The sequence below is a fragment of the Protofrankia sp. Cas8 genome, assembly GCF_963555845.1.
Lineage (GTDB): Bacteria > Actinomycetota > Actinomycetes > Frankiales > Frankiaceae > Protofrankia.
Genome location: NZ_CAUVXI010000324.1, coordinates 3,861 through 4,478, shown reverse-complemented (window position 1 = coordinate 4,478; position 618 = coordinate 3,861). Strand labels below are relative to the sequence as shown.

General features: G+C 68.0%; 1 pseudogene. It reads right to left on the bottom strand.

Annotated features, from left to right (window positions below):
* Window positions 1-618 (bottom strand): annotated as a pseudogene (locus tag U9977_RS26245) (hypothetical protein); the annotation flags it as partial.

The window sequence follows — 618 nt, the reverse complement described above, 5'->3', positions numbered from 1 at the left end:
AGGGTGGTGGTGTAGGCGCGGGCTCCGCGCAGGTTTGTGGTGATGGTGCCCAGGTGGGTGCGGGCGGTGGTGAGGGCGCGGCCGTCGCGGATGGCTTGGCTGGTGCCGCGTAGTCCGCGGGCGAGGCCGGTGGTGGTGGTGAGGCCTTTGGTGGCGGGGATGCAGTCGAGGAGGGCGAGGCCGACGTCCCAGCTGGAGGCGTCGCCTTGGGCGTATTTGGTCAGGGTGTCGGTGAGGATGATGAGGGCGGCGGCGAAGACGATCCAGGCGATCGGCCCGCCGATGATCATGGCGATGATGCCGAGGACGGCGACGGTGATTTTTGCGAGTTGGACGGTGGTGTGCCAGGCGGCGCTGGCGGTTTCTTTGATTTTTTTCCAGGTCCACCAGGGTGTGTTGCGGATGCCGGCGTGGGAGGCGTTGGTGATGGCGTGGGTGCAGGTGGTTGCGGCGTGGTCGCGGAGTGTTCTGGCGGTGAGGGCGAGGTGGCGGGCGGCGTCGAGGTCGTCGTGGGCGGTGTGGAGGGCTGTCTGTGTCTGGTTGAGGTGGGTTTGGGCGGTGGTGTGGTTGCGGATTGCTTGGGTGATCTGGGCGGGGTCTGGTGGGGGAGCGGCTGGG